This window comes from Streptomyces canus 299MFChir4.1 (assembly GCF_000383615.1).
Lineage (GTDB): Bacteria > Actinomycetota > Actinomycetes > Streptomycetales > Streptomycetaceae > Streptomyces > Streptomyces canus_C.
Genome location: NZ_KB911598.1, coordinates 8,448 through 32,157 on the forward strand (window position 1 = coordinate 8,448; position 23,710 = coordinate 32,157).

Consider the following 23,710-nt stretch of genomic DNA (forward strand, 5'->3'; position numbering starts at 1 on the left):
AGGATCAGACGAAGGCCGCCCCCACGTCCGGTGAATCCCCAGGTGAGCGACCCAGTTCGAGACACCGTTCGAGACCGGAAGAAAAAGAACAAGCTGAGTGAGTGTTCTTGAACTCTGATCGTGAGGGGCGTACGCCTGGATGATCTGGTTCGTGGCGGACGGTGGGACGGCTCGGCGGTACTGCCGGGAGTGCGGTGATCCGCTGCCGGTGACGATGGCCGCAGGGGCTGTGGTCTGCTCGGGTCGGTGCAGGGCACGGCGGTGGCGAAGGCTGCGGCGGACCCGGCGGCGAGTGACCGCGATGCAGCGGGGCGAGCTCGCGGAGTGCCCGGTGTGCGGACGTTCGTGGACGGTGGGGGTGGAACGCTCGGCGTCGGCGGTGTACTGCTCGGATCGCTGGCGGGCCCGAGCCTGTCGGCAACGGCAGGCGTCGCGGAACGGCGTTGCCGGTTGTCGTTCTCGGCCACGTGTGAGCGACCGGGCCGGACCCACAAGGCGGTGACCATCATGACCGACCGGATCGGGAACGTCACCAAGCGGCGTTACGAACAACTCGTCACCCAGGCCAAGGACCTGATCGCGCAAGTCGCCCGCGCCCAGTTCTCCTTGGGCGACATGGCGCTGGAGATCGAGCCCATGGGGGCGGTGGGCGGGTCGATGCCGAACGGCACGCAGGACCTGTTCACCGTGACGGAGTCGCTGCAGATGTTCGCCGACGACATCGGGGTGGAGCGCCGGACGGTGAAGGACTGGGGATACACCTCCAACCGGTGAAGAAACCCGCCCCCGCCCGGGTGAAGAAGCCGAAGCCCGCCGACGCGTCAGGAGGGTCCCCGTTTCACGTCCCATCGACAGCCCCTCACGGGGAACCGACGGGATGCGGCTCGTGGGGTGACGGAATGCACGGGGCGGGTCAGTCGGACGGACGGTCGCCGCGTGTTCGACGGCGCTCGCGCGGGCAGCCGTCTGGATCTCGCCCCGCCTGGACGACGATGGCGACTCAAGAGGCAAGCAGGCTCACGTGAGCTGTTGCCGCTGCGATGCCCGATGAGTAATGCCGTCATGCCGGGTCTACAGCACAGTTGAACCAGGCTGGAGCGAGACCACAGGAGGTCGAAGTGTCCGCATCAGTGCTCGACATGTCGATGTCACTCGACGGATATATCGCCGATCCAAACGATTTTCTGGGCGGCGACGATGGCGAACGACTGCACAAGTGGGCCGGCCCGGAGGACGAGTCCGGCTCGCTGTCCGGGCCGGCCGCGCAATTCCAGGACGAATGGAACAGAGCCGGCGCGGTGCTCGCGGGACGACGCACTGCCGAACTCATGGATCACTGGGGCGGTGATCACGGTGGTCTCCCGATCTTCGTGCCCAGTCACCGCCCGCCCGGCCCCGCCGCCCGTTGGGGCTATCCGTTGGTTACCTACGTGACCGACGGGATCGAAAGCGCGATGGCACAGGCCAAGGCCGCCGCCGGGGACAAGGACGTGCAGGTGCGTGGCGCGTACACGGCGCAACGGGCGCTTGAGGCGGGGGTGCTGGATGAGGTGCAGATCCATCAGATCCCGGTGCTGCTCGGTGGTGGCCGTCGCCTGTTCGACGTCTTGCCGTCGCAGATCGAGTTGGAGATCATCCAGGTGATCGACACGCCGGAGGCCACTCACATCCGCTACCGCGTCCGTCGCTGAGTCGGTCGACCAGCACCTTCTTGGTTGCGATCAGGCAGTTGGAGGCCGAGGTCGGGGCACCGCTGTTCACCCGCTCTCCTGTCGGTGTCACGCTCACACCGGTGGGCACGGTGCTGCTCGACGACGCGCGGGCGTTGCTCGGCCATGCCGACCGCGTCCAGGTGCGCGTGAGGGCCGCGGCCGGCGTCGCGACGCTCACCGTCGGCATCCTGGGGGACGGTACCGACCCGGGAATGACCAGACTGGCCGCCGCCTACCGTCGGCGCCACCCCGGCATCGAGATCCGCGTCCGCGACACCGATCTGACCGACCCGACGTGCGGGCTGAGTGCCGGACTGGTCGACGTCGCCTTGACGCGTGCGCCGTTCGACGAGACCGCCCTGACGGTGCGTGCGCTGCGGACCGATCAGGTCGGCGTGGTTCTGCGCGCCGACGATCCGCTGGCCCGCCACGACCGGCTGCGGCTGGCCGAGTTGGGCGACCGCCCTTGGTTTCAGTTCCCCCGGGGAACGGACCCCCTCTGGCAGTCGTACTGGAACGCCGGCAGGCCACGCGAAGGCCCCGTGGTGCGCGCCGTCCACGAATGTCTGCAGGCGGTGTTGTGGAACGGCACGGTCGGCCTGGCCCCGCTCGGGCACGACCTTCCCGCGGAGCTGGCCGTCGTACCGCTGATCGACATGACGCCGAGCCGAGTGGTGGCGGTGTGGAACGAGGGTGACACCAACCCGTTGATACGGTCTTTCGTCGAGATCGCGACGGCCGCGTACTGCCGCTGAGTACGGCAACCGGGGCGGAGGTCCCGCATTCGTGCCCTGCGTCCGCACCACCAGCCGGTTCTCAGAGCGCTTCACGCGGACCCCGGCGGCGGACCTCTGCGCGGTGGGAAGCGAGGGGTTGGGCGCAGGCGATGAGCAGGGCTACGTCGTCGTGGTCGTCGGAGTGTCTGAGGTCGGCGAGGAGTCGGTCGCAGGTTTCCTCCAGCGGAGACGCGGGTGCGTCGAGGAGACGGAGGAGGGTGTCGAGGCGTTCGTCGATGGAGTGCCGGCGGGTTTCGACCAGTCCGTCGGTGTAGAGGACCAGTTGGTCGCCGGGAGCGAAGGTGAAAGTGGTCGTTTCGAAGGGGACGCCCCCGACGCCGAGGGGCGCGCCGGTGGGCACGTCGAGGAGTTGCGGGTGCCCGCCCCGGCGCAGGAGAGCGGGGGGCAGGTGACCGGCGTTGGCGATACGGCACTCGCGGCGGTGGGGGTCGTAGACCGCGTAGACGCAGGTGGCGATGTACTGCTCAAGGCCGGAGGTGATCGAGTCGAGTTGTTCGAGGACCTGGGCGGGGTCGAGGCTGAGGCCGGCGAAGGCGGTCGTGGCCGTGCGCAGACGTCCCATGGCGGCGGCGGCCTCGATGCCGCTGCCCATGACGTCCCCTACGGCGAGCGCCGTTCTGTCGTCGCTGAGCGGGAGGACGTCGTACCAGTCGCCGCCGATCTCGTAGGCGGCCTGTGCCGGCAGGTAGCGGGATGCGACCTGCAGGCCGGGCAGGTCGGGAGGGGCGGTCGGGAGCAGGCTGCGCTGGAGGGTCTCGGCCGCGTTGCGCATGTGCTGGTGTGCGCGGGCGTTGTCGATGCACACCGCGGCGCGGGAGGCCAGTTCGGCGGCGATGGCGAGGTCGTCCTCGTCGAAGGGGCGTGGGTCCCGGGCGCGGGTCAGCCCCAGGAAGCCGAGGGTGATGCCGCGGGCGATGAGGGGGACGGCCAGGTAGGAGTGCACGCCGGCGCGGGCCAGCAGCACGGCCGCGTGATCGTCGCGAGCGATGTGCGACAGGTCGCTTCCCCCGGTGTGGGGGACCAGGATGGGCCGGCCGGTGCGTACGCACCGGGTGGCCAGGCGGTCGGGGTCGTACGCGGTGATCAGGCCGGGCTGGTCCGCGGCCGTCGCGGCGTCGGTGGTGTAGGCGGCCTTGACGGCGAGGGCGCGGAAGAGGGCGGGGCCGTCGCGGGTGGCGGGGCGGTGTTCGTCGAGGACGGAGTCCAGCACGTCCACGGCGGCCACGTCGGCGAACTCGGGGACGACGACGTCCGCCAGCTCCCGGGCCGTCTGGTCGGCCTCCAGAGTGGTGCCGATGCGGGCGGCCCCGTCAGCGATCAGCGCCAGACGACGCCGCGTCTCCGTGGCCTCCCGCGCCGAGCGATAGCGGTCGGTGACGTCCACCACCAGCTCGGCCACCCCGAGCACATGCCCCCAGGTGTCCTCCAGTCGGTACACCGAGATCGCCCAGGCGTGCTGTTCCGGATCGGCCGGGGTGCGGCCCACGATGGGGGACCGATCGAGCAGCGGCACCCCGGTGTGCAGGACCTGCCGCATCGCGGTCTCGGCCTCCTCGAATTCCGGGGCGCTCATGACCGCACGGTAGTGGCGGCCGAGGTGCTCTTCCTCGGGAATGCCGTGGATGCGCTCGAGAGCGGGGTTGACGGCCACGTACGTGAGGTCGGTGTCGAGGATCGCGATGCCGATGGGGGACTGGGAGACCAGCCGGGTGGACAGCGCGAGGTCCCGCTCCACCTGGCGCAGCCTGGGTGAGTCGGTGCCGAGCCCGAGGGCGTAGAAGTCGCCGTGGTCGTCCATGAGCCGCATGTTGCGCAGTTCCACCAGCCGCGTGCTGCCGTTTTTGCAGCGGATGGGGAACGTGCCGCCCCAGCGCCTTCCACTCTCCATGACCTCGGCGAACGTCTTGATCACCCAGTCCCACTGCCCCGTGTGGACCAGCAGGTGTGCGGCGTACTGACCGAGCGCCTCCTGGGCGGTGTAGCCGTACAGCTCCTCGGCCTGCGGACTCCACAGAACGACCCGCCCCTCGGCGTCCAGCAGCACCGCGGCCACCCCGAGGAGGTCCATCAGCCCGCTGGGCTGCGGCGACTCGTCCTCGGGACGGCGGGCCTCCGCCCGGCCCTGGTCCATGGAGGACCGATCGGCTTCGTCCATCGCCGGCTCTCCTTCCGCCGGCCGACGTCACGGGGGAGTCCGTCGGCCTCGGAACGCGCCTGCCGGCGTCTGCAGGCGCTGCGACTTCCATGGTCCCCCCGACCACCCGACACCACACCCCATCCAGGTGAGTGGTCTTGTGCGGTCCTCTCTTGCCCACCGGCCCGACGAACTGCTCTGCTCATCTGGGCGGCGTCCCGGCGTACGTCGGCTGTCCCCGGCCCGTGCGCCACGCACGTCTGGCTGCCCCGTACGACGACCAGGCGTCCGTCAGCCGCTTGTCAGGTGTCGAAGCGGCGGCGGGCGGCCTCGATGTGACCGAGGTACTGGTGGGTCCACCCGCACATGCCGTCGACCGTGGCTCGCAGCGCTTGGCCCGGTTCGGTGAGGGTGTATTCGACCCGCGGCGGCACGGTGGGGTGCACCTTGCGCTGGACCAGGCCGTAGCGCTCCAGCATGCGCAGGTTCTGGGTGAGCATCTTGTGGCTGACGCCCTCGACCTCGTTGCGCAACTCGCTGAAGCGCAGGGTGCGTTCTCCGAGAGCCTCGATGATCAGGAACGCCCACTTGTTGGCGACGTCCGAGAAGATCTCGCGCGCCAGAGAGTCGGCGCGCCTGAGGTCCGAGTCTTCGGGCGAGCCCGTGCACTGCTTGGTCACCATCTGGTTCCCCAGTCCACCGAAAAGTGCGTTCTTCCAGGTCAACGGTCACTCTCCTACGGTTTGCGAGTATCCACAAGAGAGCGTGCGCGTCTTGGTTGCGCGGAAGTGAACTCGCACGGGTCCTCATGCCAAGTGGTCGGCGCCGATGAGTCCGGCCACGGTCCACGGTCATAAGGGGCGACAGCGCGTTCGGGCCCCACAGGAGGCAGCACATGGTGATCGTCGCAGGACACATCGTTGTCGACCCCGAGCAGCGTGATTCCTACCTCGCCGGCTGTGTGAGCGTCGTCGAACTGGCCCGCCGCACTTCGGGTTGCATCGACTTCGCCATTACCGCGGACCTCGTGGACGCGGGGCGCATCAACGTCTTCGAGCGGTGGGAGTCGCAGGCCGCCGTCGAGGCGTTCCGGGGCGAGGGGGCCAGCGACGAGCAGGGCGCCGCGATGCTCGCCGCAGCCGTGGCCGAGTACGACGTCGTGGAGGTGCGTTCACTGACCTGAGCGGAGCGCGATTCTCTCGCCGCGCGACTGTGACGTGCTGCTCTCCGTCGCCTCGATCTACTGGCAAACACCACCCGGTCCGCCGCAGGGGCGCGCGGCACCGAGACCACCTCCTGCCGATCCTGTCCCGCGCAGCCGTCCTCGGTGAGCGTCGACGGCGCTCTACTGCTCGCGGCACCACCTCCGGTACGCCGCCAGCGCCGTCGGCAGCGTGGGAAAGATCCGCTCGCGGCCGACGGTGTCCGTCAGGCCGTACGCCGTCAGCTCGTCCAGCAAGTCCTGCTTGACGCGGGCGAGGGCGAAAACGATGCCGCGGTGGGTGAGTTCGCGGCGGAGTTCGTCGACCGCGTCGAGAGCGGTGATGTCGACTTCCACGTTGGCCTCGGTGTTGAGGACGAACCAGCGCACCGGTTCGGTCTGTTCGTCGACGGCGGCCAGGGCCCGGTGGCGGAAGTTCTCGGCGTTGGCGAAGAACAGCGGGGAGTCGTAGCGGTAGACGAGCAGGCCGGGGATGGTGCGGGCCTGCGGGTAGTCGTCGACGTCGTGCATGCCGGCCACACCGGGCACCAGGCCCTCGACGGCGTCGTGCGGGCGGGCCACCCGCGTGAGCAGTTCGGCCACGGACAGGCCGACGGCGACCAGCACGCCGTACAGGATGTCCAGGGCGAGGACGCCGGCCAGGCAGCCGAGCGCCAGCAGGAGTTCCCGGCAGCGGAAGAACGCAAGGCGCCGGAATCCCGCCAGGTCGATCATGCGGACGGCCGCGTAGACCACGAGCGCGCCCAGGACCGCGGTGGGGGTGCGCGAGAGCAGTGGGCTCAGGAAGAGCAGGACCGAGAGCACGACTGCGCCCGCCATCAAGGAGTACGTCTGGCTGCGCGCGCCCGCCGAGGAGGCCAGCGCGGTACGGCTGGCGCTGCTGCTGACCGGGAAGCCGTGCAGGGTTCCCGCGCCGAGGTTGGCCGCGCCCAGTGCGAGGAACTCCTGGTTGGCGTCGAGTCCGGTGCCCTCGTCGTCGCGCTTGGCGAAGGCCCGCGCGGTGAGGACGAAGTCCGTGTAGCCGACCAGGAGGACGCCCAGGGCGGGGAGCACCAGGTGTGGCAGCTCGGCCAGATCCGGCAAAGCCACGGCGGGCAGGCCCGACGGGACCTCGCCGATCACCTTGATGCCGTACCGGTCGTCGAGGTCGAAGACGGAGACGGCCGCCGTGCCGAACACCACGACGAGCAGGGGACCGGGGACGGCGGGCAAGAAGTGGGCCACCGTGAAGAGGACCCCGAGCGCCGCCACGGCGAACAACACCGTGGCCACGTGGATCTGCGACAGGTGCCGTACGAAGGACCACAGTTGAGGAAAGAAGGCCGAGCCTGTCGTATGGACACCGGTCAGCTTGGGAAGCTGGTCGGCGATCATGATGAGTGCCACGCCCGCCAGATACCCGATCAGCACCGGCCGGGACAGCAGATCCGCGACGAAGCCGAGCCGCACGGCCCAGGCCACCACGCACAACAGGCCGACCGTGATCGCGAGGGCGGCCGCCAGCGTCGCGTAGTGCGTCGGATCTCCGGCGGCGAGCGGGCCGACCACCGTCGCTGTCATCAGCGCGGTCGTCGACTCGGGGCCGACGGAGAGCAGGCGGGAGGAGCCCAGCAGCGCGTACAGTCCGAGCGCGGGCAGGATCGCCCACAGCCCGGCGACCGGGGGCAGTCCGGCCACGCCCGCGTACGCCATCACCTGCGGTACGAGATACGCGGCCACCGTCACCCCGGCCAGGGCGTCGCCCCTCAGCCACGAGCGCCGATAGCCGAGCAGTGCGTCGAGCCCGGGCAGCAGACGGCGCCACCGCGCAGGAGGGCCGACCGAGCTCTGGGACATCATCCTCCTTGGCGCTGAAGTTCACATGATCCTCCGCGCCCGGGACGATCGCGAGATGCCGAAAGGCCCTGCCGTACATCGTCTGCCGCATCGCGGGTCGCCGCGCTGTGGCTTTCTCCGTTCGCCGATGGGGCCTGTCGGCCCCGGACGGGGGACCTGTGGTCTCTGCACGGTGCCGTTCCCCTGCGACCACTCTGGGATCAGAACGCCGACTGTGGAGGTGGACGCCATGTCCCGCACCGTCGCGGTGGGCCTCGACGGTTCGTCCGAGAGCCGTGCCCCTGCCGAGTGGGCGGCCCGAGAGGCGAAGCTTTTCCTCGCGCGATCGGGCGAGCAGGCCGCCGACGAGCACGAGAAGGACTCCGCGGCCATCGCGTCCGCCGCCACCGCATACCGGCCCGCGGTGCTCGGCCTCGACACCGGCCGCCCCGATGACGACGTGATCGCCTTCGCCTTCGAGGAGGCCGGCCGCCGCAGCACGACGCTGAAGGTCGTGCACGGCTGGAACCTGCCGCCCGTACTACACCTACGGCCTGCTCGGGGATCCCGGGCTCCACGCCGAAGTGGGTCGACAGGAGGCCGCCGAGCCGTCCGAGGTGCTGCGTCCGTGGCGGCAGAAGTACCCGGACGTGGAGGTCGCCGAGGTGTCGCGCTGCGGCAGCCCCGCCGACCAGGTCATCGACGCCTGCCGTGCGGCGTCACTCGTCGTCGGCCGAAGGATCCGACGCAGCCCGATCGGGGCCCACATCGGAGCCGTCACGCATGCGGTGCCGCACCACGCCACCGCACCCGTCGCCGTCGTCGCGCACGGCTGAACGTTCCCGGAGGAGCGGAGATCATGAGCACATCGGTCGATCGAGTCCTCGTCGATCCCGTCGTCGTGGGCGTGGACGGTTCCGAACCGAGCCCGCGCGCCGCCGACTGGGCGACTGACGAGGCCGTGCTGCGCGGGGTGCCCCTGCGGGTGGTGTACGCCTCGCTGTGGGAGCGGTACGAGGGCACCTCGCTCGCCCGGGATGTGGGCGAGCAGTCCGAGCGGGTGCTGGCCGAGGACATGGTCGACGTGTCCGTCGTCGGCGTCGTCGGCGTGGTCGACAGGCTCACGTACCGAGTGGACGACGCGCGCCTGCACACCCAGGAGCAGGCGCTGCACGGCGTGGCCGACGACTGGCTGCGCCGCAGGTGAGAGGAGGTGTCCCGCCATGACCGGCACCGTGTTGGTCACCTACGGAACCACGAACGGATCGACGGCGCGGATCGCCGAGACGATCGCCGACGTCCTGTGCAAGGACGGGCTGACGGCCGAGGCCGTTCCGGCTCAGTCCGTGACGACCCTCGCGTCGTACGACGCAGTGGTCGTCGGCGGCGGCCTGTACGCCGGACGCTGGCAGAAGCACGCCCGCCGGTTCCTCCGTCGGCACAGCCGTGCCCTGGCCGAACGCCCACTATGGCTGTTCAGCAGCGGCCCGCTCGACGCCTCGGCCTCCGAGCGGGACATCCCGCCTGTGCCCGGTGTGAAGAAGGCCATGGCTGAACTCGACGCCAGGGAGCACGTCACCTTTGGGGGCTGCCTGGAGGAGGGCGCGAAGGGATGGGTCGCACGAATGATCCTCCGCAACGGAAAGGGCGGGGATTTCCGTGACTTCACCGCGATCGAGACGTGGGCGGCACATGTCGCCGACGAGCTGACGCGCACGTAGGCGACGGTTACGGGGCGCGAGGCATCCCACCACGGGGACCGGATCACGTCAGTTCCGTCGGCGTCGAGCGTGCCCTTCGGGCAGGAGCCGAACTGCTGATGCCCGGCCCCTGGCATGCCGAGACCGTGCTCGACCTGGTGCTCGACGCGGAAAGCCGCGACCTCATGGACCCCGACGCCAACGAGGATCTGGTGCGCTGGACCCGGCTCGTGCCGGAGGCCGACACCGCCGTCGAGGGCGTGCCTGAGTACCCTTTCGGGCCGCGCAGAAGGGACGCAAGGCTCCCGTACGCGACTTGGCACAGGGCCGTTCAGGAGCGTGGCCTGTGTGGACTTCGCACGGGCCACGCCACCGCCGGTTCGTCGCGGGCCGCGGTCAGCCGGCCGGGTCAGCGCAGGCCGGCGAAGAGATCGTTCTCGGGGACGTCCGCACCGGTGGTGTCCTGGACACGGGCGAAGGTCTCCACGCCCATCAACTCGCCGAACCTCTCCTTGCCCATCTTGAGGAAGAAGATGTTCTCACTCTGACTGGCATGGGCGGCCAACGAGTCGAACTTCTGACCGCTGAACGCGGTGGTGTCCACCCACGTGGTGATCTCCTCGTCGGGGAGGCCGATCTGGGCCACAGCGGCGGCCTCTGCAGGATCCGGCTCCGGCATGTCCGGATGAAACTCGCGCATGATCTCCCCGAACCGCTGCACCCCTGAGCGGGGCATCGTGGTCCAGTACACCTTCGGCGACAGCTCGGTCATCTCCAGCGCCGCCATCGTGATGCGGTGGGCCTGGATGTGGTCGGGGTGGCCGTAGAAGCCGTTCTCGTCGTAGGTGACGACCACATCAGGTCGGTAGTGCCGCATGAGTTCCGCGAGTCGGGCCGCGCCTTCCTCCACGGGGGTCTGCCAGAAGGAACCGGGGGCGTCGTTGCTCGCCCAGCCCGCCATCCCCGAGTCGGCGTAGTCCAGCATCTCCAGATCGCTGATCTTCAGGACCTCACAGCTCGCCTCAAGTTCCTGACGGCGCATCGAGGCGACTGCCGCCGGGTCGTGCCCGGGATCACCTGGCTTGACACCCCCCGGCCCGTCACCGCAACCACCGTCGGTACAGGTCACGAGAACGGTACGAATACCTTCCGCCGCGTACCGCGCGAGGACCCCTCCTGTTCCGGTGGCCTCGTCGTCGGGGTGGGCGTGCACTGCCATGAGCGTCAAGGGCCGGCCAGTCATCTAACAGTCCTCCTGCATGAATATGTCCTGGTCAAGATGTATGGGTCCGAGAACGTGCCCGTGCGGCGCCGGTCCCTTGGTCGATGCAACCGTGCCGGGCGGTCCGGCTGTTCCCGGTGCCGTCGTACGACCTTCCCGGCGCTGGTCGTGCCACGTGCGCAGACAGGCCAGGACACCGCCGTGCGCTGCACACGGTCGGTGTCCTGGAAAACCGGTCTACGGCGACACGCCCACGGACCAGCCCGGCTCGTGCTGCCGGGCCGGGCCTCAGGCGTCGATGATGACCGGGATGATGAGGGGCCTGCGGCGGTGGGTGCGGAACGCCCAGTTCGCCACGGCGCGGGCGAGGAGCTGCTCGAGCTGGCGCGCGTCCCCGACGCCTTCCTCGGCCGCGGTGGCCAGGGTCTTCTCGATGACGGGGACGACCGGCTCGAAGGTGGCGTCGTCGTGGACGAAGCCGCGGGCCAGGAAGTCGGGTGCCTCGGCGAGGGCGCCGGTGTCCGCGTCGACGATCGCCACCACCGTGACCACGCCTTCCTCCGCGAGGGTGAGGCGGTCCTTGAGGGACGCCTCGGTGGCGCCGCCGACCTCCATGCCGTCCACGTAGACGTTGCCGGCGGGGACCTTGCCGGTGATGGACGCGCGGCCGTCGACGAGGTCGACGACGACGCCGTCCTCGGCGATGACGACATGGTCGGGATCGACACCGGTACGGATGGCGAGGTCGGCGTTGGCCCGCAGGTGGCGCCATTCGCCGTGCACGGGCATGACGTTGCGCGGTTTGACGATGTTGTAGCAGTAGACGAGTTCGCCGGCGCTGGCGTGCCCGGAGACGTGCACCTTGGCGTTGCCCTTGTGGACCACGTGGGCGCCCCACCGGGTGAGTCCGTTGATCACCCGGTAGATGGCGTTCTCGTTGCCGGGGATGAGGGAGCTGGCGAGCAGGACCGTGTCGCCCTTGCCGATGCGGATCTGGTGGTCGCGGTTGGCCATCCGTGACAGCGCGGCCATCGGTTCGCCCTGAGAGCCGGTGCACACGAGAGTGATCTTGTGGTCCGGGAGCTTCTCCAGCTCCTTCGTGCTCACGACCAGACCGGACGGGACCTTCAGGTAGCCCAGGTCACGGGCGATGCCCATGTTGCGGACCATCGAGCGGCCGACGAAGGCGACCTTGCGGCCGTGCTGGTGGGCGGCGTCCAGGACCTGCTGGATGCGGTGCACATGGCTGGCGAAGCTGGAGACGATGACCCGGCGTGGCGCGGTGCGCATCACCTGCTCGATCGCCGGGTTCAGCTCACGCTCCGAGGTGGTGAAGCCGGGTACCTCGGCGTTGGTGGAGTCGGTGAGGAAAAGGTCCACGCCCTCCTCGCCGAGCCGGGCGAAGGCGCGCAGGTCGGTGATGCGGTCGTCGAGAGGGAACTGGTCCATCTTGAAGTCGCCGGTGTGCAGCACCATCCCGGCGCCGGTGCGGATCGCGACCGCGAGGCTGTCCGGGATGGAGTGGTTGACCGCGACGAACTCCAGGTCGAAGGGCCCGAAGCCGCGCCGGTCGCCCTCCCGGACCCGTACCGTGCGCGGCCGGATGCCGTGTTCCTTGAGCTTGGCCTCCAGGAAGGCCAGCGTCAGCTTGGAGCCGACGACGGGAATGTCGGACCGCTCACGCAGCAGGTACGGCACACCGCCGATGTGATCCTCGTGGCCGTGGGTCAGTACCACGGCCACGATGTCGTCCAGCCGGTCCCGGATCGAGGTGAAGTCCGGCAGGATCACGTCGACGCCCGGCTGGTTCTCCTCGGGGAACAGCACACCGCAGTCGACGACGAGCAGTTTGCCCGCGTACTCGAAGACGGTCATGTTGCGGCCGATCTCACCCAGGCCGCCCAGGGCGATGACCCGCAGCCCCCCTTCGGGAAGAGGCGGAGCGGCGTTCAGTTCGGGGTGCGGATGACTCATGGCTTGACGGTACCCGGAGAGCGCAACGAGATGATCCATTGCCCCTGTGATCTGACCGCCCCGGTGCGAGATACTGCCCGGATGAGTTCACGCACTTCCGCGGTCAGCCGGCCGGTCACCATACGGAGGGCCGTCGCGCGGGATGCGAAGCGGCTCACGCGGCTCGTGCGTGGCTCAGGCGCCTACCAGGGGAAATACGCGGCCGCGGTGGCGGGCTACCGGGTCGGTCCTGATTACATCGAAGCCCACCGCACGTTCGTAGCCGTGGGCGCCGACGAACATGAAGGCCGGGTGCTCGGGTTCTACTCGCTCGTCCTCGCTCCACCGGAGCTCGATCTGCTGTTCGTCGCCGACGAGGCGCAAGGACGTGGGATCGGGCGGCTGCTCGTTGAGCACATGCGGTCCGAGGCCCGTGCGGCCGGGCTCGATCGTGTCAAGGTCGTGTCGCACCGTCCCGCCGAGGACTTCTACCACCGCGTCGGTGCCGTGCGGACCGGGACCGCGCTCGCGAACCCGCCCGCCGTGCCGTGGGACCGTCCCGAATTCGAGTTTCGCCTTCCTCCCGTGTGACGCGGTGTGCCGGTTCGCGTGGGTGGTGCGGGCGCCGGGTTGATGACGGCGTGCGAGGGGTGGCGGGTGGGGTGTGATGCAGAACACGGTGAGTGTGCGCATGCGTGTTCGGCGCGTACTTCGTGTGGGTTGGGCCTGGTCAGGGCGCTACGGAGGGTGACTAGCGGCGCTTGTTGAAGGCTGCACAGTGCCTGTTCGGGGGCACGTGGGGAGGCTTTTTCAAACGGGCGTGAGTGTTCCGCCGGGCAAATCACTTAGCTAGGTCCCAGGCCCAACGGCCTTTCGGCGCGTGCGAGTTGGCGCCGGGTCCCTGCTTGCCTCGATGGAGAGGATCTTTGCTCATGTCCCCTGCCGACAGGAGCCGGTCGTGAGGTACGACGACGCCCCGGAGGGTGCCTCGCCGGCGGAGCACCGCGCCGGGCTCTCACAGTCCATGTTCGTCGCCCTGGACCTGGAAGTGGACTTCGAGGCCTTCTACCTCGGTCACCACGAGGTCTTCCACGCCTACGCGGAGGTGCACTTCGGCAACCGCGAGACCGCGGAGGAGGTCATCCACGAGGTCTTCCTGGAGATTCACGCCGGCTGGTCGCAGCTGCTGAGCGCGGGCAACCTCGAACAGGGTGCGTGGGCGATCGTGCGGCGCATCGTCCACAACCGCCTCGATGCGGAGGGGCGGGGGCCGGCATTCGTCATCAACGGCCCCATCGCCCAGGCCCTCGACACGGCGCTCGTCACGGCCCGCGACAAGCTCCAGAAGATGGAGTCCGCCACCGGCCTGTACGAGGCGATAGCGGACCTGCCCGACCGGCAGTTCGAGGTGATCGTGCTGCGCTACGTGCTCGGCTACCCGACCGCCAAGGTCGCCTGGTACATCGGCATAGACGACCGGACCGTCGGCCACCACCTGCGCCGCGCCAAGGAACGCCTGCGCCTCAGGCTCGGCCTGCCCGAGACCCCGAAGAAGTCCAAGCACAAGGGAGTGGGAGCGTGAGCACCACCGTCAACGACCTCCTGGAGAGCGCCCGCCTGCCGGTCGCCCCGCGCAGCGGAGCCGACGTCGCCGCGGGGCTGCGCCGGCTGGCCGCCGACGCCTCCCGCCGCACTCCCGCCACCGAGGTCACCCGCGCCGCCCAGGCCGGACAGCGCCTCGCCGTGGTGTGCCGGTGGGTCCTCAACGAGCCCGACGCCGCCGCTCACGTCGCGAAGATCGCCGAAGGCCCGGACCGTGGGCCGCTGACCGAGGAGGAACTCGACGTCGACGGGGCCCTTGTCTACGCCTGCCTGCTGTCGCTGACCGGACACCCCGAATCCGCGCAGTTCTGGTGGCAGCTCGCCGCCGGCGCCGGCAGCCGCGCCGCCGCCTACTGCCTGCACCTGCACCACCTGTGCGTCGGCGAGTCCAGGCGGGCGCGGCACTGGTTCCACCAGCTCACCCACTCCATGGCCGACACCGCCCCGCCGGACGCCGCCTTCCTCGACGGCCTGGAGATCTTCGCCCGGTACGTGCGCGCCAGCGGCTCCGGAGCCCACGCGCCCACCGGCCGCCTGGAGAGCGAGATCGACCGGCTCGCCGCCCGTACTCCCCACTCCTCCGTCATCGTCGCCCGGCCCGACGGCCAACTCGTGGCCCGGCTCCAGGAGTTCAACCAACGACGCTGATCTTCTCCCGGTACGACAACGAGCAGGGGAGTCCGTCACCGGCCACCGGTGCCGGGGGCACGGCCGGGCGGGCTCCCCGCCAGGACGCCATCCAGAAAGGGACGTAAGCCATGGACCCCAGCCTCCCTCCACCTCGCACGGGCCGGGCACGGCTCACTGCCGTCTGGGAGTGGACCGTACGACGGCGGCGGATCGCCCTCGCGCAGCTGCTGCGCGGCGCCTGTTACGGCGCCGGCACCGGAGCCGTAGGTCTGATCTTCGTGTGGGTCGAACACCGCATGTGATCAACCAGCAGCAGGATCCGCGCCCGGGCGGCCGGTGCCGGGTCGGTCGCGGTCAGTCCGCGTCGGCGACGATGGAGCCGACGCGCTCGGCCAGGACCGGATCGCGGCGGACCAGGATGGTCGCGTAGCCGACGGCGACGAGCAAGGCGGCGATCGCCGCGTAGGGGAACCAGCTGTACGGCGCGGGCTGTCCGGGCTTGGCGAGGTAGTACAGCGGAACCAGGATGGCCACCGTGCCGAGCGCGGGCAGGAGGAGGTGCCGGACGACCCGGAACTCCTGCGGGCGGTACCTGCGGTAGTACAGCGGCAGGGCGATGTTGGAGGCGAGGTAGACCAGCAGGATCAGGATGGCGCCGAGCGTCGAGGACTCGGTGAAGAAGACCACCGGGTTCATCGGGCCGCCGTCCGAGCCCAGCAGGTGGCCAAGGCCCCAGCCGCCGATGATCAGCAGGGCGATGGCCGTGAAGGTGACGATCGCGTTGTTCGGAGTACGGCGGACAGGGTGGACGTAACCGAAGAAGGCGGGCAGCAGACCCTCGCGTCCGGCGTTGAACACCAGGCGCGCCTGGGAGTTGATGCCCGCGATCAGCACGCCGAGGGTGGAGGTCAGACCGCCGAGGTAGGCGAGGAACGCCAGCACGCCGAGGGTGTCGTGGGCCACCTCGATGAAGGGGATCCGGGTGGCCCCGAGTCGGGCCACGTCGTAGCCGAAACCCGTCACCGTGGCGTAGGCGAAGAGAATGTAACTCACCGTCATGATCGCGATGGAGGAGAACACGGCACGGCCGACGTTGCGCCGCGGGTTCTCCGTCTCCTCGGCGAGTGCCGCCGAGTTCTCCCATCCGATGAACAGGTACACCGCCAGCGGGAAGCCGGCTGCCAGACCGTTGAAACCGCCGCTGATGTGGCTGGGCAGGAACGGGTCGACGGACAGCCGGCCGTGGTGTTCCACCAGTGCGGCGACCGAGACCACGATCAGTACCAGCATCTCCGCGCCGAAGAAGTAGCCGGCCCACTTGGTGGAGACGACCACCCCGCGCAGCATCAGTACGACGGCCAGCCCGGTGAGCAGTAGCGTCCAGATGATCCACGGCAGGTCGATGCCCGTGTAGTACTGCAGGGTGATCTGCACGAACCCGCCGGAGATCGAGATGACACCGGCCATCGCGATGATGTAGCCCAGTGCCGCCAACAGCGCCGTCGTCACCGCGCTGACCGGTCCGAACGTCTTGCCGACGAAGGTGATGAAGCTGCCCGCCGAGGGGTGTGCCCGGGAGAACTCGGCGAGCGTGTTGCCGAGGAGCGCTACCGCGACACCCGCGGCCGCGATGGTCAGGGGCGAGGCGACGCCCGCGGTGGTGGCCAGGAAGGCGAAACCGAAGAAGAAGCTCATGGCCGGGCCGACGTTGGCCATCGTGGCGGCGGCGATGTCCGCCATGCCGAGGACGCCGCCGCGCAGTCGCTGCGGCGCGCCGACGGGGCCCGGGGGCGACAGCGGATCTGCTCCGGGGTGGGGCATGGCGGCAACTCCTCGTGCGGTGTGGCGGCGTGGTGGGTGCGCGGGCTGTCGAAGGGCGGACGGGAACGGTCCGGGCGTCAGCGGTGCCGGGAGCGCTGGTGTGCCTTCACCGCTTGCACGGCCGGTTCGGTCGCACCTCGCCCGAGCTCGGTGAGCAGTTCGGCGTGGCAGCGGTTCTGCGCCCGTACCGCCTCGGGCAGCGGTGCGGGCAGGAGCAGGCACAGCCGGCCGAGCAGATCGGCGGCGAACTCGCGGATTCCGGCGCCGCCGAGCGCCTCCGCGAGGGCCAGGTGGAAGCGGGTTTCCAGCTCCGCCATGTGTGCTGGGTCGTCGGTTCGGTCCAGGTCTTCGACCAGTGCGCGAAGGTGGTCCAGTCGCTCGGCCGGCACCTCTCCCGAACCGTGCGCCACGAGGCCGCATTCGAGCAGAAGGTGGAAGGCGTCCAGTGAGGCCGCCTCCTCCGCGTCGTGCATCAGGGCGACGACGGTGTCCCAGCCCTGCGCGACGAAGGTTCCGCCCGCCCGGCCGCGTCGGCGGTCGAGCAGGCCGTCCTGGCACATGCCCTCCAGCGCGCGGCGCACGGTGATCTCCCCGATCCCCAGTTCCTCGGCGAGGACACCTGCGTCCGGCAGTCGGTCCCCCGGCCGAACGGACTGCAGGCGTACCCGCAGGGCGATCCGTGACCGGACGAGATCGGATCCGCTCTGGCCGCCCAGAGGCAGCGCGCGGGCGTGGCCCACGCCGATGACCGAGGCCGTGGGAGCTGAGCCCGGCTGGTTGTACGGCCCGAACTTGCCCGCTGCATTCACCACGACGTCACCCTAACGGCCTGCTGATCGCGGTCGTGGCCCCGAACGGGATGTCGTACGGCGGACCGTGGCCGGGAGGGAGGCCTCGACATCACGCGGGTCGACATCACGCGTCGGCATCACGCGGGTCGGTATCCCGCGCCGGCCCTCGGTCGTGCGCCGCGTCCAAGGCGGGCGTACTGAGCGAGGAGGGCGGCAGGCGGTTCCCGCGACGACGTCTCGGGGTGGTGCATGGGAGCTCCCAGGGGGCGGGTCGCGGGAGGAGAGGATCGCGATGGAGGAAAAATTAGAGCAAGGTGAACAGTTAAACAAGACCCCTCCTCGGCCGGTCCGTGGGCACCGTGCGAGGGCCGGGGTGGCAGCCCGCCCGGTACGGCGCTGAGCAGGGGATTCGCGTCTCCGTGGGCTTGTCGGTGAGGACCCGTCGGTGTCGTGCGGCAGAGGGCGTGCGAGGCGTGGGCCGGGAGGGGAAACGCGGCGGGCGGGTCACCGGACCCCTTGTTTTTTTGGATCGCCCTGAACTATTTTCCTGAGCGCCACCGGCGTGACCGGTCCCACAGGACCGGGCTCGGAGGCCGCGGTCCACCATGCCCGCTCCACAACCGTGATCGCCACCCGCCCTGCTGCAGAACCCCCGATGCTCCCTCCTGTGCAAGCCAGGCGGCCACCCCGCCCGACCCCGCAGGCATCGTCCCTCGTCCCCACCTGTCCTTGGATGTCGAGATGACCACACGTCCCCCTGTATCCGCCCCCGAGCCGGTCACCACCACCAAGAGCGACCCCGATGGATCCGGCCTGCAGGCCGGCCTCAAGAACCGTCACCTGTCGATGATCGCGATCGGCGGTGTCATCGGCGCCGGGCTGTTCGTCGGTTCCGGATCCGGCATCGCCGCCGCCGGCCCCGGCATTCTCGTCTCCTACGCCCTCGTCGGCGTTCTCGTCGTCCTCGTCATGCGGATGCTCGGCGAGATGGCCGCGGCCAATCCGACCTCCGGCTCCTTCTCCGCCTACGCCGACCGTGCGCTGGGCCGCTGGGCCGGCTTCACCATCGGCTGGCTGTACTGGTTCTTCTGGGTCGTGGTGCTCGCCGTGGAAGCGACCGCCGGGGCCAAGATCCTGGCCGGATGGATCCCGGCCGTCCCGCAATGGGGCTGGGCCCTCGTCGTCATGGTCGTCCTGACCGCCACCAACCTGGTCTCGGTCAGCTCCTACGGCGAGTTCGAGTTCTGGTTCGCGGGCATCAAGGTCGTCGCCATAGCCGCGTTCATCGTGGTCGGGGCGCTCGCCATCTTCGGCCTGCTGCCGGGCTCGGACCACCCGGCGTCCGGCTTCTCCAACCTGACCGCGCACGGCGGGTTCCTGCCGAACGGCCCCGGAGCGATTCTCACGGGTGTGCTGATGGTGGTCTTCTCCTTCATGGGCAGCGAGATCGTCACCCTGGCGGCCGGTGAGACCGCGAACCCGCGGGCCGCGGTCACCAAGGCCACCAACAGCGTGATCTGGCGGATCGCGGTGTTCTACCTGGGCTCGATCCTGATCGTGGTGTCACTGCTGCGCTGGGACGACCCGGCGATCCTCAAGGACGGCTCGTACGTCGCCGCGCTGAGCTCCGTGGGCATCCCGCACGCCGCCCAGATCATGAACGCCATCGTGCTGACCTCCGTGCTGTCCTGCCTCAACTCCGGCCTGTACACCGCGTCCCGCATGGCCTTCTCGCTGGGCCGCCGCAGTGACGCACCGGCCGCCTTCGGCAGGACGACAGGCCGGGGAGTGCCGCAGTCGGCCATCCTGGCCTCGGTGGTCTTCGGCTTCGTCGCGGTCGCCTTCAACTACCTGTGGCCGGACACGGTCTTCCAGTTCCTGCTCAACTCGTCCGGCGCCATCGCTCTGTTCGTCTGGCTGGTGATCTGCTTCTCGCAGCTGCGGATGCGCAAGATCATCCAGCGTGAGTCGCCGGAGAAGCTGGTCGTCAGGATGTGGCTGTACCCCTACCTGACCTGGGCCACCATCGCCCTGATCACGTTCGTACTGGGCTACATGCTGACCGACACCGCGGACGGCGGTGGCCGTGACCAAGTGGTCCTGTCCACCCTGGTGGCTCTGGCCGTGGTGGCCTTCGCGGTGGCCCGGGGACGGCTGGCACGGAAGGTCCGGCAGGAGGAGGTCATCCCTTCGTAGCAACCCCGGCCGATCCACGGCCGTCTCCCGCCCGCCGGTGACGCGGCTCTCCCGCCGTGTTACCGGCGGGCGGGATGTCCTGCCCGAAACGCGGATCGATCTCCGGGAAGGCGAAGTCCTCGGTGGAACGCCCCGAGGAGACGATCTCCGCGTCCAGGCTGCCACTTTCGGCCCCCTCGCTGCGGAGTACGGGCGCTGCCCGCCCTCAGCGCACCGCAGGCCGAGTCGGCGATCGGAATCCGGTGCTCAGCTTGCCGTTCAAGGCTGGGCGGGCGTCAGTTCGTGCACCAGCCTCATGGCGTCATCCAGAAGAGATGTCTCGCTCTCCCTCATGGACGGGTCGGCTGCCCGCCTCTTCCCGGCTTCCGTGAGATATCCGCAGTCGGTGTTCCCCGCGGCGACCGCGGGGTCGAGGTGGGTGAGCAACGAGGCGAGTACAGCGCGGGCCGGTGCCGCCAGGGCGGTGGTGTCGACGGCGACCTGCGCCAGGATCAGGGACGACATCCCCCAGTCCAGTCCGGGTGTGGGCCGGATCGGTGGAGGCCCGTGCCGGAACGGAGTGCGGGCGGTGCAGCAGGCCGGCGAGCGCCGATCCCGCTTCCTCGGCCGTGATCGTGCCCAGCAGCAACGCCTGCAGCATGGTCGGGCCGTGCAGCCGCTGCATCACCAGGTCGCTTCGCGGTGCCGTGCCCGGCCTGGCGCCCGCAGGGCCCCGGACCCGTGGCACGGGGTACCCGAGCTCCACGAGGTAGGCCAGCACGGCGGCCTCGGCGGTGGCGTCGCCGCCGTCCCGGTAGCGGCGAAGGACCCACTGGTCATCGATGGCGAACACGTCCGCGGTGCGGCCGGAACCCAGCAACTCACCCGTCTGCATGCCCGGACCCTAGTCGTCGGCGAGGCCGCTTTCTCCCCTCTGCCAGGGCTCGCCCCACGTCGTCACGCGTTGTCGTGCGGCGGTCTTTAAAGGAAGGCTGCCGAACCGCCCGGGTCAGAGCGGCATCCCGTCATCGGAAAGGTTCAACGCGTCTGCGACACCGGACAGGGCGGCTCCCAGGGGGAGGCTGACGCGGGTGTGGGCGAGCTGGTCGCCTCGGGTGGGATCCCGGTTGATGATGAGGACCCGCTTGTCCGCCTGAGCCGCCTGGCGGACGAATCTGAGTCCGGACATCACCGTGAGCGAGGAACCCAGAACCAGCAGCGACGTCGCCGTACGGACCAACTGGCGGCAGTGCTCGATGCGCGCCGCGGGCACGGTCTCGCCGAAGAAGACCACGTCGGGCTTGAGGATGCCGCCGCAGTCCGCGCAGGGCAGCACGCGGAAGTCGGCGACCTGTTCGTCGGAGAGGTCGGCGTCACCGTCGGGGTTGATTTCAGCGGCCACCGGCTCGAAGGCGGCGTTGGCCTCCTCCAGTCGTACGGCGAGATCCCGGCGCGAGGTGAGGGCGTCGCAGGCCAGACACCGCACTCTCGCCAGACTCCCGTGCAGTTCCACGACGCCCTCGGCGCCGGCCGCCCGGTGCAGACCGTCGACGTTCTGGGTGATCGCGCCCGAGAGCAGACCGTGCCGGGCGAACGCGGCGACGGCCCGGTGCCCGGCGTTGGGACGGGCGCGGCCGAAGGTACGCCACCCGAGATGGCTGCGTGCCCAGTACCTTCGCCGTGCCTGCGGGCTGGCGGTGAAGTCCTGGTAGGTCATCGGTGTGTGCCGACTCAGGCTTCCGCCCTCGCCTCGGTAGGCGGGGATGCCCGACTCCGTGGAGATGCCCGCCCCGGTCAGCACCAGCACACCACCGGCGCTCAGGGCGTCGACCACCGGCTGGAGGTCGGTGGTGCCCGGCGGCAGGTCCGGGGGAGGGGTCCAGTGAAGTGTGGGACGGGTCCGCATGCGTGCCAGGGTACGAAACCGGCGGCGGGCCGGGTGGGGCCGCCAGGGCTATGCAGAGTCCTGGTCGAGCAGGTAGCCGATGGCTTCGACGACGTCACCGACCGTGTGGCGCGGCGTCACCAGTCCGTCGGGCCAGGGGCGGCCGGTGACCCAGATGGTGCGCAGTCCCGCATCGTGGCCGCCGACGATGTCGGTCTCGGGGTTGTCGCCGGTCATCCAGTCCCCGCGAGTGAGCTGCGTCCCGCATCGCGCGGCGGCGAGTTCGAAGAGTCGCGGGTCGGGTTTGCGGATGTCGACGTCGCCGGACGCGGCGATCCCGTCGATCAGATCGGAGAGACCGGTGGCCTGGATCTTGGCCCGCTGAATGTCGCTGGCGCCGTTCGTGGCGACACCGATGCTCCAGCCGGCCTCCTTGAGACGCTCCAGGCTGTTGAGGACGGCAGGACGGCAGTGCATGGAGGCCGCCATGCGGTCGATGTAGACCCGCCACAGGTGGTCGGCGCTCTCGCTGACGGGGAAGGCGGCGCGCAACCGGTCGAAGTCACCGCGCTCGCCGTGGTCGGCCAGCTCGGTCAGCAGCCACTGCTCGATCTCGGGGCCGTAGCCGTGGTCATGGCTCAGGGAGGTGATGGCATCGGCGAAGGCACCGGTGCGGTCGACCAGGGTGCCGTCCAGATCGAAGATCGCGAGTCTCACGATGACGGACCTTACTTGCCGTGGCGAGTGACCGGTATGGGCCTGTCCCGCTCCGACCGGTGTGCGGTGAGTTGGCCGGGGCCGGCTGGCAAGGGAGCGAACAACTCGTACCGCGGCAGGAGATGACCGCACGGGACATCGGCCCTGGCGCCACCGAGGCCCGGGCCAGGCGCCTCGCCAGGCCGGCGTCAGACGTCCAGCGGAGCGGTGGCGCGGTCGCGGGTGTCGGCGGCGGGGGCGATCAGAACGGCGGAGGCGACGAACACCAGAACCGCGACCATGGCCGTACGCAGCCCGTAGTGATCCCCCAGGAAGCCGAGGGCCGGCGGCCCGACGAGGAAGGCGACGTAGCCGATGATCGCGACCAGGGAGACGCGCGCGGTCTGGTCGGGGCCCGAATCACCGGCCGCCGACAGGGCCACCGGGAAGCCGAGAGAGGCCCCGAGACCCCAGAAGAGAACGGAGGTCGCCGCGACGGCCACGTTGTCGGAGAAGATCACGAGGACAAGTCCGAGGGCACCGGAGAGGGCGCTCGCTCGCAGAACGGTGGCGCGCCCGAAACGGACGAGGAAGAACGTCCCGCAGAAGCGCCCCAGTGTCATCGCGGCGGCGAACCCGACGTAGACGAGTGAGCCGGCCGCGGCGTCCAGGCCGTGGCCGTCCACCATGAGCAGGGGCAGCCAGTCGTTGGCCGCTCCTTCAGCCAGTGCCATGGCCAGCACGATGGCGCCGATGAGGAGCAGTTTGCGGTCCCTCCAGACCTGCGGTCCCGGTTGCTTGGCCGGGCCGGAGGTCCGAAGCCGCGTACTGAGGCCGATGCCGGCCGGCAGGGCGCGCGAGGCGTGGATCAGCATCCCTGTGGCGGCGAGTGTGATCACGGCCAGGTGCCAGGGGACAGGGATCCCGGCGGCCGTGGCGGTCATTCCGGCGAGGCCGCCGACCACCGTGCCCAGGCTGAAACAGCCGTGCAGGGTGGGAAGAACCGGTGCCCCGGTGATGCGCTCGACGTCGGCGCCGTCCACGTTGACCGCTACTTCGCCCGACCCCATGCCCGCGCCGAAGAGGAAGAGCCCGGCTGTCACCAGGGGAGCGGACGAAGCGGCGCTGCCGGCGCCGATGACGATCGTGGCCGAGACGATCAGGGAGGTGCCGAGAACGATCACGGGCCGGGTGCCGAGGCGTTCCACGAAGCGGCCGGAACACAGGATGCCGATCATGGATCCCACGGAGAGGCCGAACAGGATCAGCCCCATCTCCGCGGTGGACACCTCCAGTTGGTCCCGCACGTCGGGGGTGCGCGTGACCCAGGAGGACATGGCGATACCCGGGAGGAAGAAGAACAGGTACAGGGCTTGGCGGCGCCGACGCACGGCGGGGTCTGTCAAGAGGAGGCTCCGCGGGGCTCGGAAGAATGGGCGGGCAGGCGGCGGGCCCCGCATCCATCGGGTATGTACAAATGTACATAATCGCCGGGCCTGGGAGAAGACGAGGAGGCGCCCTCAGACGATCTCAGGACTAACCGTGGCTCTCGACT

20 protein-coding genes and 3 pseudogenes are annotated in these 23,710 nt (G+C 69.8%); 12 read left to right on the plus strand and 11 right to left on the minus strand.

Annotation, left to right across the window (positions count from 1 at the left end):
- The first annotated feature begins 507 nt into the window (after positions 1-507).
- The 3 genes and pseudogenes from H293_RS55260 to H293_RS0129865 form a co-directional block, all read left to right on the plus strand.
- On the plus strand, positions 508-774 hold the full coding sequence (locus tag H293_RS55260) for a hypothetical protein (RefSeq protein WP_033415796.1): 267 nt from the start codon (positions 508-510) through the stop codon (positions 772-774).
- Positions 775-1,118: 344 nt separating this feature from the next.
- Positions 1,119-1,691: a dihydrofolate reductase family protein gene (locus H293_RS0129860; RefSeq protein WP_028808308.1), complete on the plus strand. Its 573-nt coding sequence runs from the start codon at positions 1,119-1,121 to the stop codon at positions 1,689-1,691.
- Positions 1,673-2,467: pseudogene (locus tag H293_RS0129865) on the plus strand (LysR family transcriptional regulator); the annotation flags it as partial. The gene H293_RS0129860 and the pseudogene H293_RS0129865, both read left to right, overlap by 19 nt.
- Before the next feature lie 61 nt (positions 2,468-2,528).
- On the opposite strand, the gene H293_RS0129870 reads toward H293_RS0129865, so the two are convergent.
- Positions 2,529-4,664, minus strand: coding sequence for a SpoIIE family protein phosphatase (locus H293_RS0129870; RefSeq protein ID WP_020121496.1), 2,136 nt, complete (start codon positions 4,662-4,664; stop codon positions 2,529-2,531).
- Positions 4,665-4,945: 281 nt separating this feature from the next.
- On the minus strand, positions 4,946-5,326 hold the full coding sequence (locus H293_RS0129875; protein WP_028808309.1) for a winged helix-turn-helix transcriptional regulator: 381 nt from the start codon (positions 5,324-5,326) through the stop codon (positions 4,946-4,948).
- A gap of 212 nt (positions 5,327-5,538) precedes the next feature.
- Here H293_RS0129875 and H293_RS0129880 point away from each other — a divergent pair, with 212 nt between their 5' ends.
- Positions 5,539-5,826, plus strand: a complete 288-nt coding sequence (locus H293_RS0129880) for a putative quinol monooxygenase (RefSeq protein WP_020121498.1) — start codon at positions 5,539-5,541, stop codon at positions 5,824-5,826.
- Between the two features lie 162 nt (positions 5,827-5,988).
- On the opposite strand, the gene H293_RS0129885 is transcribed toward H293_RS0129880, so the two are convergent.
- The gene (locus H293_RS0129885; RefSeq protein WP_020121499.1) at positions 5,989-7,701 is read right to left on the minus strand and encodes a SulP family inorganic anion transporter; all 1,713 of its coding nucleotides are present in this window, start codon (positions 7,699-7,701) and stop codon (positions 5,989-5,991) included.
- Between the two features lie 310 nt (positions 7,702-8,011).
- On the opposite strand from H293_RS0129885, the pseudogene H293_RS54315 reads away from it, so the two are divergent.
- The 3 genes and pseudogenes from H293_RS54315 to H293_RS0129900 all read left to right on the plus strand — a co-directional run.
- Positions 8,012-8,516, plus strand: a pseudogene (locus H293_RS54315) (universal stress protein); the annotation flags it as partial.
- A gap of 23 nt (positions 8,517-8,539) precedes the next feature.
- Positions 8,540-8,770 (plus strand): annotated as a pseudogene (locus H293_RS60325) (universal stress protein); the annotation flags it as partial.
- Between the two features lie 133 nt (positions 8,771-8,903).
- A complete protein-coding gene (locus H293_RS0129900) occupies positions 8,904-9,401 on the plus strand; it encodes a flavodoxin domain-containing protein (protein ID WP_020121501.1) in 498 nt (165 codons plus the stop codon).
- 388 nt (positions 9,402-9,789) lie between these two features.
- Here H293_RS0129900 and H293_RS0129905 read toward each other — a convergent pair whose 3' ends face one another.
- Positions 9,790-10,623, minus strand: a complete 834-nt coding sequence (locus H293_RS0129905; RefSeq protein ID WP_028808311.1) for a PIG-L family deacetylase — start codon at positions 10,621-10,623, stop codon at positions 9,790-9,792.
- Positions 10,624-10,890: 267 nt separating this feature from the next.
- Positions 10,891-12,576, minus strand: coding sequence for a ribonuclease J (locus H293_RS0129910; protein WP_020121503.1), 1,686 nt, complete (start codon positions 12,574-12,576; stop codon positions 10,891-10,893).
- A gap of 81 nt (positions 12,577-12,657) precedes the next feature.
- Between H293_RS0129910 and H293_RS0129915 the strand changes: the two genes are divergently transcribed.
- The 4 genes from H293_RS0129915 to H293_RS59285 all read left to right on the plus strand — a co-directional run bounded on the left by H293_RS0129915 (position 12,658) and on the right by H293_RS59285 (position 15,089).
- Positions 12,658-13,146 carry a GNAT family N-acetyltransferase gene (locus H293_RS0129915; RefSeq protein ID WP_020121504.1) on the plus strand — a complete coding sequence of 163 codons (489 nt, stop codon included), beginning with the start codon at positions 12,658-12,660 and terminating at the stop codon, positions 13,144-13,146.
- 367 nt (positions 13,147-13,513) lie between these two features.
- Positions 13,514-14,137, plus strand: coding sequence for an RNA polymerase sigma factor (locus H293_RS0129920; protein ID WP_020121505.1), 624 nt, complete (start codon positions 13,514-13,516; stop codon positions 14,135-14,137).
- A complete protein-coding gene (locus H293_RS0129925) occupies positions 14,134-14,805 on the plus strand; it encodes a hypothetical protein (protein ID WP_020121506.1) in 672 nt (223 codons plus the stop codon). Before H293_RS0129920 ends, H293_RS0129925 begins: the two co-directional genes overlap by 4 nt.
- Positions 14,806-14,915: 110 nt before the next feature.
- Positions 14,916-15,089 carry a hypothetical protein gene (locus H293_RS59285; protein WP_020121507.1) on the plus strand — a complete coding sequence of 58 codons (174 nt, stop codon included), beginning with the start codon at positions 14,916-14,918 and terminating at the stop codon, positions 15,087-15,089.
- Between the two features lie 52 nt (positions 15,090-15,141).
- On the opposite strand, the gene H293_RS0129935 is transcribed toward H293_RS59285, so the two are convergent.
- Together H293_RS0129935 and H293_RS0129940 are read right to left on the minus strand one after the other, a co-directional pair.
- Complete coding sequence (locus tag H293_RS0129935; RefSeq protein ID WP_020121508.1) at positions 15,142-16,608, minus strand: APC family permease; 1,467 nt, start codon at positions 16,606-16,608, stop codon at positions 15,142-15,144.
- Positions 16,609-16,685: 77 nt separating this feature from the next.
- A complete protein-coding gene (locus H293_RS0129940; protein WP_020121509.1) occupies positions 16,686-17,420 on the minus strand; it encodes a FadR/GntR family transcriptional regulator in 735 nt (244 codons plus the stop codon).
- 720 nt (positions 17,421-18,140) lie between these two features.
- Between H293_RS0129940 and H293_RS0129945 the strand changes: the two genes are divergently transcribed.
- Positions 18,141-19,595 carry an amino acid permease gene (locus H293_RS0129945; protein ID WP_020121510.1) on the plus strand — a complete coding sequence of 485 codons (1,455 nt, stop codon included), beginning with the start codon at positions 18,141-18,143 and terminating at the stop codon, positions 19,593-19,595.
- Positions 19,596-19,853: 258 nt separating this feature from the next.
- Here the strand turns inward: H293_RS0129945 and H293_RS60330 are convergent, their stop codons facing one another.
- The 4 genes from H293_RS60330 to H293_RS0129965 form a co-directional block, all read right to left on the minus strand.
- Positions 19,854-20,099 carry a hypothetical protein gene (locus tag H293_RS60330; RefSeq protein WP_020121511.1) on the minus strand — a complete coding sequence of 82 codons (246 nt, stop codon included), beginning with the start codon at positions 20,097-20,099 and terminating at the stop codon, positions 19,854-19,856.
- A gap of 484 nt (positions 20,100-20,583) precedes the next feature.
- Positions 20,584-21,480 carry an NAD-dependent protein deacetylase gene (locus H293_RS0129955; RefSeq protein WP_020121512.1) on the minus strand — a complete coding sequence of 299 codons (897 nt, stop codon included), beginning with the start codon at positions 21,478-21,480 and terminating at the stop codon, positions 20,584-20,586.
- Between the two features lie 48 nt (positions 21,481-21,528).
- Positions 21,529-22,176, minus strand: a complete 648-nt coding sequence (locus H293_RS0129960) for an HAD family hydrolase (RefSeq protein ID WP_020121513.1) — start codon at positions 22,174-22,176, stop codon at positions 21,529-21,531.
- Between the two features lie 188 nt (positions 22,177-22,364).
- Positions 22,365-23,561, minus strand: a complete 1,197-nt coding sequence (locus tag H293_RS0129965) for an MFS transporter (RefSeq protein WP_028808313.1) — start codon at positions 23,559-23,561, stop codon at positions 22,365-22,367.
- Positions 23,562-23,710 lie beyond the last annotated feature (149 nt).